Raw genomic sequence first — 10,470 nt, 5'->3', positions numbered from 1 at the left:
GTTTATACAAAAGAAAAGCTCCTTAGTTTACTAAGGAGCTTTTTTTGTTTCTGATCGTATTTTTTTCTCAACCATAGCTTGTCGGCCAAAGCTTGTCGAAGGCTAAGACAGAAATCTCACTTCAGTACACTGTAAGGAATTCTGAAAATAAAATTTTTAAGTCAATGCCGAAATTTGCCGATTTTTGTGATTCATTCAGCTTCTGTCAGCCAGAGCTTATCGCGACTACTTTTATAATATCGTTTTTTTACACTTTGAAAAGACCTATAAAAACTTAATACCAAAATTTACCAATTTTCGTGCTTCATTTTAGAGGAGGGCAAATAACGTCTCGACTTCGCTCGACGTGACAGGTAGTTTCAAGAAAGTCAATGCTGAAAATTGCCAATTTTCGTACTTCATCCGGTTTTTGTCGGTCATTATTTGTAAAAATAGATAATAAAAGTAAAAATGGGCTTCGATTACACTTATCCTAAACTATAAGAAATGTTCCAGTGGTAGTATATAAAGTCGATGCCGGAATTTATCAATTTTCGTGCTTTATTTGAGCAAAGGATCAGGAAGCAGCTTAAAATTTAGGCTGAAGTTTCCTGCCATACTTTTTCCAATACTTCCAGGAAAGATTCTGAAGACTGAGCTCCGGAAACCGCATATTTATTGTTGAAAACAAAAAAAGGTACACCTCTGACCCCGATTTTTTGTGCTTGCAGCTCATCTTCTTTTACCGCAGCAGCAAAATCTGAAGAATTTAAGGCATCTTTTGCTTCCGTTTCACTTATACCGACAGATGTGGCTATTTCTACTAACACTTCGTTATCATCAATATTTTTGGCTTTTTGGAAATGTGCTTCAAAAAGGGCTTCTTCCATTTGATTTGCTACATTTTTTGTTTTTGCCAATTGGATAAGAAGATGAGCTTTATAAGAATTTGCTACCACAGAATTTTCCAGGTCCATTTCCAGCCCGGTTTCTGAAGCCATTTTACGTGCACCATCAAACATTTCTTTTGCCTGATCTTTAGACACATTTTTCGCCTTTACAAAATAATCCAAAGTTGAAATTTCCGGTTGCGTCTCGATTGCAGGATCAAGCTGGAAGCTGTGCCACTCGACTCTTACCTGTTTTCTATGAGAAAATTTTACCAAAGCGGCTTCAAATCTATGCTTTCCGATATAACAAAAAGGGCATCGAACATCTGACCATATATCTACCTGTATCATAATTTTTAATTTCTTTCGAAGAAAAAGCTTCGGCATATTTTATCGATTCCTAATTTTAAATTAAATCTTTCCCGTTTTATCCTTCCTGAAGCGCTTTTCTCAAATCTTCAATAGAGATTGGCTTTACGAGGTAATTGGTGATCCTGTTGTAGGTTTTGGCTCTATTAACGTCTTCAGGGTCTATAGAAGAAGTCACAATGTAAATCGTGATTTCATTTTCAGTTGGAATTTGAGTGAATTCATCTAAAAACTGCCATCCATCCATAATAGGCATATTTAAATCGAGAAGAATGATATCTGGTAGTTTTTCTTTGGCTAGAATAATGGATTTTAATCCTTTAATGGCTTCTTCGCCGTTATGGTAAACCATAAAACTGTTGCAAAAATCGGCGAATTGCATAATTTTTTTTGCTCCAAAGACAAAAATAGGATCATCATCAATTATACAGGCAAGATCAATTTTCTTCATTCTTTAAATATAATTTAAATTTTGTTCCCTTACCAACTTTGCTATCTACTTCTATTTTTCCGCCAATAGCCTCAATCTGGTTTTTCGTTATAAAAAGCCCTATTCCCCGCGCATCTTTGTGGCGGTGGAAAGTTTTGTACATTCCGAACAATTTGCTTCCGTATTTTTGAAGGTCTATTCCCAGACCATTATCTTCAATACTGAGTATTATAAATTCATTCTTCTTCTTTGCTGAAAGTTTGATATAACTTTCCTTTTCCGGACATCTGTACTTGATCCCGTTGGTAAGAAAATTGAGCAGAATACTGTCTATATAAGCTGGAATACCCAGAATTTCCCAGTCGGCATCTATTTCATTAATAATCTTTAAATTCACTTCTTTTGAAAGTGCAGAAACGTTCTTGGTAGCTTTGTTTACAGCACTGTTAAGATTTATAGGAAGTAAATTTTCTGCTACTTTTGTGTTCATTAAAACAACCTCATTAAGATGGGCTACGGTTTCTTTTAAGTTTTCTGAAGCCGTACCCAGTAAGCTGATGATTTCATTTTCTGCAGATTCTGGATGATCCTGTTTGTAAAGGTCCAGTAGCATTCCAAAATTCCCAGAATGGGAGCGGAGGTTGTGGGAAACAATGTGTGCAAAATTCCTGAGGCGCTGGTTTTGATCTTTTGTAACATCAAGTAAGGATTTAATCTCCTGTTCCACCTTTTTAATCTCACTTATATCTGCCGCAACACCAAGGTAACCAATGATTTCTTTTTTATCCCGTATGGCTGTAAACGTAAGCTGAACAGGAAAATAAGTGCCATCTTTTCTCACATAGGTCCACTCATGGGTGTCATATTCTCCTCTTTTTGCAAGCGCGGCAAAAACTCCCCAACCTGAAATTTCCTGCTTGAAGTGGGCGCTAAGTTCTTTACTCCTTTCGGCAAGTTCTTCCGGAAGGTGAAGAAGGGTAAAGGATTTTTTTCCTTCCATTTCTATTCTGGAATATCCCAAAAGATTCTCGGCACCACGATTAAAGTTAGTGATAATTCCATCTGTATTGGTGCTAATTACACTTACCTGGCTACTGGCTTCCAAAATTCCTTTTAATTGGGCAAGTGCTTCTTTAAGTTTTTGTTCAGCTATTTTCCTTCGGCTAATATCTGTAATTTGAGAAATAAAGTAAAGCGGGTTTTTATTCTTATCCCTCACCAGTGAAACTGAAATTACCACATGGACTATATGTCCCTTTTTGTGGTAGTAACGCTTCTCCATATGGTAGAAAGATCTCTTATTGGCGTAGAGTTCCTGCAGGAGTTTAAGATCAACATTTAAATCCTCGGGATGGGTAATATCACGAAATGCCACTTTTTTAAACTCTTCTGAAGTATAGCCCATTATCTTGCAAAGCATGTTGTTCACCTCAAGCCATTCTCCTTTTGAGTCCAGAATTGCCATTCCTATGGCGGCATTTTCGAAATTCCCTCTAAAAGCCTCTTCACTAATCCTTAGTTTATCTTCTGTCTCTTTCCTGGTGGTAATATCCTGGAGGGCAATAACAGCACCATGAACATTACCATTAAGATCTGTTAACCGGGAGCCGTTTACACTTACAACTTTATAATTACCGTTACGTTGTTTGACAAGAATTTCTTCATTCTCAACTATTCCTTTTCGTAAAGTTTTTTGTAGTGGATACTCTTCTTTTTTTAAAGCTTCACTACCATCCGGTCTAAAAAGTTCATAGAATGTGGGATATTCTGAAGTTGAATTATTATCAAGAGGAATTCCCAGCCATTTTTTTGTGGCTTTATTAAAGGAAGTCAGTTGTCCATCTTTGTCAGAGGAAATTATACCAACTTCTACATTGTCCAGAATTGTTTGCATTAAAACCTGCTTTTCAATATTTTCCTTTTCGGCCGATTTTAAAGCAGTAATATCGTTGGTATGCATTATAATACCACCAATCTGGTTGTTATTATTATACCACGGTCTTACTTCCCAGCTTAACCACTTCTCATTTCCATTCTCATCTATATACCAATCTTCTTCACTTTTTCTCACAGCACCTTCCAGAGCCTGGCTATGAATCTTGCGCCACTCTTCCCTGATATGTGGAAAAAGTTCATAGTGACATTTTCCTATGAGCTCGTGTGCTTCAATTTTATTGTCCTGAAGCCATTTTTGGGAAGCTGCAAGGTAATTCATGCTTTTATCAAACATGGCAATTGCGCTGGGGGCCTGATCTATAAAGAGTCTGTTTCTTTCAAACTCTTTTTTTCTTTGAGTAATTTCTTCATGGAATCCAGTCATCCATTCCGGTTTACCATCTTCAGTCCAGCTAACTACTTTGCCTTTGTCCAGTACCCAAATCCATTCCCCGGCTTTGTTTTTCATTCGGCATTCACTTTCATAGAAGTCATTTATACCAGCAAAATGTTCTTTAAAGAGGTAGTTGCACTTTTCCATATCTTCAGGATGCGCAAACTTTTGCCATGTCTCGGGTGTGGTAGGCTGGATTTCTTCTAAAGTATATCCCAGCACGTTTGCCCACTGCTCATTAAAATTAGCTTCTCCTGTTTGCACATTCCATTCCCACGTGCCAATATTTGTGCCTTCGATGATATGTTCATATCTCTTAAGCTCCTGCATGAGCGGGTAATTATTCTGAAATTTTGTTACATCTGTAAAACCTATAAGGAGCAGGGGCCTTTTTTTTTCCTCATTTATTAGTAGGGTGTGACATTTCATCCAAATGAAGTATCCTGCAGTATTCTGAAATTTTATAATTTCTGAATTTTTAATAGCTGTTATATTTTGCCAATTTTCGACCTTGGGCAGCTCTTCAGCAGGAATAAAGGATTTCCAGGAAAAATTCTCTTTTGGATGTTCTTTGTTTAACCCGAGAAGGTTGGATAATTTTGGATTCATCCAGTGAATATCTGGATTAGCGGGATCAATTACCCAGATACCATCAGGTGAGTACTCCTGAATAAAATCGAAAACAGATTTATTCTGTCTGACATTTTGGTAGAGGACATCTTTTACAATTCTCTGTTGTTCCTCATCATTATTGGAGGATTTAGGTGCCTTCTGACCATTAGGGGACCTCGCTCTCATGCAAAATTTTTTAAAACATAAAGGTAAGCATTTGGAGGGAATTAACTTTCTCTTAACAGTAAATTTAAATGCTGAAAACTGAATAAAAGTTTATTTCTTCAGATAGCTAGGCCGGCATTATCTTTAGTGTTCTATATCTGGACTCGGAAGAAAAAAAATATTACTTTTGTTTTTAAATTACTTCATCTAAAAGATATATGGGTCAAAAAATCTTAATAGGTTTCAGAGAGATAGACATCATATTACATCGTTTGGCCTGCCAGTTAGTAGAAAACCATACCACTTTTGAAAATACTGTTTTAATAGGTATTCAACCTAGAGGAGTTTTTCTTGCGGCCAGAATAGAAGAAATATTGAAGAAGGAGTTTAATATTAAAAATGTTAAGTCTGGTCAACTGGATATTACTTTTTACCGTGATGATTTTAGACGGGGGGAAAAACCACTTGAGGCTAATAAAACAAGGATTGAATTTGTAGTAGAGGATAAGAGGGTTGTTTTTATAGATGATGTTCTTTATACCGGCAGAAGTATAAGAAGTGCTCTAACGGCAATTCAATCCTTTGGAAGGCCAAGGGAAATTGAGTTACTAACTCTTATTGATCGAAGATTTAGCAGGCACTTACCTATACAACCAGATTATAATGGCAGACAGGTAGATGCAATAAATGAAGAAAAAGTAAAAGTAAACTGGAAGGAAAATGAAGGAGAAGATGTTGTTTACCTGATTTCAAAATAGAAGAAAATGAGGAGCGAATTAAGTGTGGATCACTTACTGGGGATAAAATATCTTGATAAAGAAGATATTGAATTAATTTTTAAAACAGCAGATCATTTTAAGGAAGTGATCAACCGGCCCATCAAAAAAGTTCCCTCCCTTCGAGATATTACCATAGCCAATCTATTTTTTGAAAACAGTACCCGTACACGACTTTCTTTTGAACTTGCAGAAAAGCGCTTAAGTGCAGATATAATCAATTTCTCTGCAGCGTCATCTTCTGTTAAAAAAGGTGAGACTCTTATAGATACTGTTAATAACATACTTTCTATGAAAGTAGATATGGTGGTAATGAGACATCCCAATCCCGGAGCAGGCATTTTTTTATCCAAACACGTTAATGCAAGAATTATAAATGCAGGTGACGGTGCCCATGAGCATCCAACCCAGGCTTTGCTTGATTGTTATTCCATCAGGGAGAAACTGGGCTCTGTAAATGGAAAGAAAGTTGTAATAGTGGGAGACATACTCCATAGTCGGGTGGCTCTTTCAAACATTTTTGCATTAAAACTTCTGGGGGCTGAAGTTAAAGTTTGTGGTCCCAAAACCCTTATTCCTAAGCATATAGAATCGTTGGGAGTAAAGGTGGAGGGAAACCTTAAAGCTGCTTTGGAATGGTGTGATGTTGCCAATATGTTGCGGGTACAAAATGAAAGAATGGATATAAGTTATTTCCCCAGTACCCGTGAGTATATCCAGCAATACGGCTTAAACAGAAAGATTCTGGAAAATTTAAACAAGGAAATTGTGGTGATGCATCCCGGCCCCATAAACAGAGGAGTGGAAATTACAAGTGATGTTGCAGATTCTAAGCAGGCTATAATTCTTGATCAGGTTCAAAACGGAGTTGCAGTTAGAATGGCTGTTATTTATTTACTTGCTTCAAAAATAGAGCAATAAAGTCCTGAGTCTTTTTTAACTTTAGGCTCAAAAAGAATTATGAAAACTATAGAAAAAAACAATTATCTCCTGATTGAGAATGATCAGGATTCCATAACAGAATTCACCTCTTATCTTACCACACATCATAATGATTTCCGGAAGAAAAATGTGGTTGTAAATTTAGAGGAATATACAGAACTCCAGCTGGATGAAATTTTAGGGTTTCTGGAATTGTCTAATGTACATAAGAATGGCAAGCGATCTTTTGTAATTGTAAATAATGCTTTGCATATGGATAAAGTTCCGGAAGAATTAATGGTGGTGCCTACATTACAGGAAGCCGAGGATGTGATACAAATGGAGGAAGTTCAGAGGGATTTGGGTTTTTAAGACATTCTGTTAAGATGTATGGATTTATATTATGATGAAACTTACTATTCTGGGATGCTATGCTGCCACTCCACGAACCTTTACCAATCCAACTTCTCAGGTTTTAGAAATTAAAAATCATCTTTTTTTAATTGATTGTGGGGAGGGTACCCAGGTGCAACTGAGAAAGAATAAGATTAAATTTTCTAAGATTCAGCACATATTTATTTCCCATCTTCATGGAGATCACTGCTTTGGTCTGGTAGGCTTAATCTCTACTTTTCGCCTTTTGAACCGGGAAACAGACCTTCACGTGTATGGTCCAAAGGGAATTAAGGAAATAATTACCCTTCAGTTAAAACTTTCAAACTCCTGGACAAATTATTCGCTTTACTTTCATGAGCTGGAAAGTAAATCTCCTGAAGTCCTGTATGAAGATTCCAAAGTTTCTGTGGAAACTATTCCATTAAATCATAGAATTTATACAAACGGTTTTCTTTTTAAAGAGAAACCGGGAGATAGGAAACTAATTATTGGTAGAGCAGAGAGTCTTAATATTGATGTAAGTCTGTACAACAGCCTGAAAAAAGGGAAAGATGTAATATCTGAAGAAGGGGAACTTATTAAAAATGAAGAAGTCACGACAGATCCGGCAGCACCTAAAAGTTATGCTTATTGCAGCGATACGGTTTTTTACCCTGAGATTATCCCACAAATAAAAGGGTCTACAGTGCTTTACCATGAATCTACTTTTCTAGAGGATAAGCACGAGCTTGCGGCACCTACAAAACATTCTACAGCCAAACAAGCTGCTACTATAGCAAAAGAAGCACAGGTTTCCAAACTTCTTCTTGGGCATTACTCAACCCGTTATCCTGATCTTGATAAATTTAGGGAAGAAGCATCAGAGATTTTTCCCAATTGTGAGCTTTCAGATGATGGTAAGATATTCCTGTTTGAATAAATATTTTAATTCTTCTTTCTTAAATATTCTAGCAGTAGCTTCTCACGCTTATTGTAGGTTTCTTCTTTCATTATAGTAGAAATATTAACAGACAATGATAGTATTTTGTGGTTATTATGTATTTTACCGATATTATTAGTACTTTTACCTTTTAATTGAGGAAGGAGCCATGAAGAAAATTATATTTAAATTTTTATTTTTATTCTTTTGCGCTATGACTATTGTGTCTTGCAGTAAGGATACTTTGGAAGAAGATGTAGAAGGTTACGATCCGGTATCACAGGATTTGGAGGAGATTGTTTATACGGAAATTGAGTTGGAAGTTCTGGACAAAATAAATATTTATAGATTAGAGTTGGGGCTGGAGAAATTAGTGCCTCTTACTGAAGCTTCCCAGCAAGCTGAGGATCATACAGATTATATGATAGAAGTTGGCGAAGTTAGCCATGACCATTTTCCAGACAGATTCAGTAATCTCGTGCAAACAGCAGGTGCCATAGCAGTAAGTGAAAATGTGGCTTTTGGTTACCGATCTGCAGATGCGGTCTTTAAAGCCTGGTTAAATAGTGAAGCTCACAGAGATAATATAGTGGGGGATTACACCCACTTTGGGATTTCGATTAAAGAAGATGTGGAAAACAGGAATTATTTTACAAATATTTTCTTGAAAAAATAAGTGTAGATTTATTGTTGTTAGTTAAGCCTGGGTTAGAAACCAGGCTTTTTTTTTGTCAATTTTAAGTGAAAAAATATTACAGTTTAGACGACATTTATTTGTTCTCGTACATTATCATGCGATGTTCTTCTGCTTCCACAAGAGGGAATTCTTCTAAATCAATTGAATAAATCCAACCTTCTTCTACAGTATCGAAAACATCATAAGGTGAACTTGTGGTATAACCTAGTTCTTCCATGGCATAATTAAGCCAGGTTTTATAATTAGGAACATCCATTGGAGTTTCATTGGCAGTCACTATTAGGTGGTCATCTTCAATACTAATGGAATACTTGGAATTTTGACCATTTTTAACTTGACCCATTTCTATCCAGGTACCCTCATCCATCTTAGAAATTTCTATATTATTTAGGTTTGATGGATTAAAATCGACAGCGAAAACTTCATGTTTTCTTTGATAACTATCTGGATTTGTCATAGCAGGAACAGAACAACTGGCAGTAATTCCTACAATTGAAATTAATAAGAGAAGGTTGAAAAAGTTATTCCTTGATTTTTTACCGTATTTATTTCTGGACATTGTACTACTTTTTTTGTATAAAACATTTTAAGTAGTAGGTTAAGCGCTCTTAAATTCCGGGGAAGAACTAAGATTAGTGCTAATTTAAGTATAAAAAACTGTTTAATTGCCAATGCCGTAGGTCTTATAGATGTAAGGTAAATTTGTCTCGATGAAAGGCTAATCTTTAACTTTTATTTAGGTTCAACCGACGTCTTTTGTGTAGCTTTTGATGGTAAATAATATGTATTAAAGTTTCTTATTCCAATTTTTACTTCGCCGCAAAACCCTTAAATTGCAGAAAAGCTTTTAAGATGGAAAAAGACCTTCAGGATTACAGAAAATCTTATGAAAAGTTTGAACTCTCAGATACCGTTATTCCGGTTTCCCCAATTTTGTTATTTGAAGAATGGTTTGTGGAGGCAGAAAAAGATGATAGGGTAGATGAAGCAAATGCCATGAACTTATCAACAATTGGAAAGGATGGATTTCCAAAAAATCGAATTGTCCTGTTAAAAAAGTATAACGAAAACGGATTTACTTTTTACACTAATTATAAATCTGAAAAGGGAATTGCTATTCAGGAAAATCCAAATGTTTGCCTTTCTTTTTTCTGGCCGAATCTGGAGCGGCAGGTAATTATTAAAGGTGTTGCAACAAAAACTACAGAAGAGGATTCTTCTAAATATTTTTATTCCAGGCCCAGGGGTAGTCAATTAGGTGCTTTAGCTTCCAACCAAAGTGAGCAAATATCATCTAGGGAAGAACTTGAAGAAAAGATAGAAAATCTTACCAGACAATTTGAGGGACAAACAATTCCAAAACCCGAAGAATGGGGAGGTTATAATGTTTCTCCTGAAAGCTACGAGTTTTGGCAGGGTAGGAAGAATCGCCTACACGATAGAATATTATTTTCTAAAATAGAAGAAAAATGGAAGGTTGAACGTTTAGCACCATAGTTATGAAGAGATTAATTTTGGTAAGACACGGTAAATCATCCTGGAAACAAGACCTTCCCGATCACGAGAGACCTTTAAAGAAAAGGGGTTATAGAGATGGAAATAAGGTTTCAAAAACTTTTAAAGAATTCTATTCACCTCCCGTTAAGGTTTGGAGTAGCCCGGCAGTGCGGGCACTGGAGACAGCGAAGATGTTTAAAGATACTCTGGAAATATCAGATGAAAATTTTTTGGTCCGGCAGGATCTTTACACTTTTGATGCTAAAGAGCTCATGGAAATTATAAAGTCCTGTCCAGATACGGTGGATAAATTAATGGTCTTTGGTCATAATCCTGCTATGACCAATACGGTAAATACCTTGGGTGATAAAAACCTGGAGAACCTTCCTACAACCGGACTTTGCGTTATAGATTTTGAAAATCATGAATGGAAAAACATTAAAGACGGAAAAACCATTATAACTTTAATTCCTAAGAATTTAAGATAATT

At 36.0% G+C, this 10,470-nt stretch carries 11 protein-coding genes; 7 read left to right on the top strand and 4 right to left on the bottom strand.

The features are described from left to right. Positions 1-575: 575 nt before the first annotated feature. The 3 genes from RM549_RS12890 to RM549_RS12880 form a co-directional block, all read right to left on the bottom strand. A complete protein-coding gene (locus RM549_RS12890; protein ID WP_311685470.1) occupies positions 576-1,220 on the bottom strand; it encodes a DsbA family oxidoreductase in 645 nt (214 codons plus the stop codon). A 76-nt stretch (positions 1,221-1,296) separates the two neighbouring features. Continuing rightward, entirely contained in the window at positions 1,297-1,689 is a 393-nt protein-coding gene (locus RM549_RS12885; protein WP_311685469.1) for a response regulator, read from the bottom strand. After that, positions 1,676-4,795, bottom strand: a complete 3,120-nt coding sequence (locus RM549_RS12880) for a PAS domain S-box protein (protein WP_311685467.1) — start codon at positions 4,793-4,795, stop codon at positions 1,676-1,678. The genes RM549_RS12885 and RM549_RS12880 overlap by 14 nt, the downstream gene beginning before the upstream one ends. 197 nt (positions 4,796-4,992) lie before the next feature. On the opposite strand from RM549_RS12880, the gene pyrR reads away from it, so the two are divergent. From pyrR to RM549_RS12855, 5 genes are all read left to right on the top strand, one after another. Further along, entirely contained in the window at positions 4,993-5,532 is a 540-nt protein-coding gene (pyrR, locus tag RM549_RS12875) for a bifunctional pyr operon transcriptional regulator/uracil phosphoribosyltransferase PyrR (RefSeq protein WP_311685466.1), read from the top strand. A 6-nt stretch (positions 5,533-5,538) separates the two neighbouring features. Next, complete coding sequence (locus RM549_RS12870; protein WP_311685464.1) at positions 5,539-6,471, top strand: aspartate carbamoyltransferase catalytic subunit; 933 nt, start codon at positions 5,539-5,541, stop codon at positions 6,469-6,471. A gap of 39 nt (positions 6,472-6,510) precedes the next feature. Next, positions 6,511-6,843, top strand: a complete 333-nt coding sequence (locus tag RM549_RS12865; protein ID WP_311685463.1) for a ribonuclease Z — start codon at positions 6,511-6,513, stop codon at positions 6,841-6,843. 34 nt (positions 6,844-6,877) lie between these two features. Further along, positions 6,878-7,786, top strand: coding sequence for a ribonuclease Z (locus RM549_RS12860; protein ID WP_311685475.1), 909 nt, complete (start codon positions 6,878-6,880; stop codon positions 7,784-7,786). 169 nt (positions 7,787-7,955) lie between these two features. Continuing rightward, positions 7,956-8,462, top strand: a complete 507-nt coding sequence (locus RM549_RS12855; protein ID WP_311685462.1) for a CAP domain-containing protein — start codon at positions 7,956-7,958, stop codon at positions 8,460-8,462. A gap of 94 nt (positions 8,463-8,556) precedes the next feature. Here the strand turns inward: RM549_RS12855 and RM549_RS12850 are convergent, their stop codons facing one another. After that, entirely contained in the window at positions 8,557-9,042 is a 486-nt protein-coding gene (locus RM549_RS12850) for a hypothetical protein (RefSeq protein WP_311685461.1), read from the bottom strand. Positions 9,043-9,335: 293 nt separating this feature from the next. Here RM549_RS12850 and pdxH point away from each other — a divergent pair, with 293 nt between their 5' ends. Both pdxH and RM549_RS12840 read left to right on the top strand, forming a co-directional pair. Then, positions 9,336-9,980 (top strand): pyridoxamine 5'-phosphate oxidase, encoded by a 645-nt coding sequence (pdxH, locus tag RM549_RS12845; protein ID WP_311685459.1) that lies wholly within the window; start codon positions 9,336-9,338, stop codon positions 9,978-9,980. 2 nt (positions 9,981-9,982) lie between these two features. Beyond that, the gene (locus tag RM549_RS12840) at positions 9,983-10,468 is read left to right on the top strand and encodes a SixA phosphatase family protein (protein WP_311685457.1); all 486 of its coding nucleotides are present in this window, start codon (positions 9,983-9,985) and stop codon (positions 10,466-10,468) included. Positions 10,469-10,470 lie beyond the last annotated feature (2 nt).

The sequence above is a fragment of the Autumnicola patrickiae genome, assembly GCF_031846525.1.
Classification (GTDB): domain Bacteria; phylum Bacteroidota; class Bacteroidia; order Flavobacteriales; family Flavobacteriaceae; genus Autumnicola; species Autumnicola patrickiae.
This window is presented reverse-complemented; position numbering and strand designations above follow the sequence as displayed.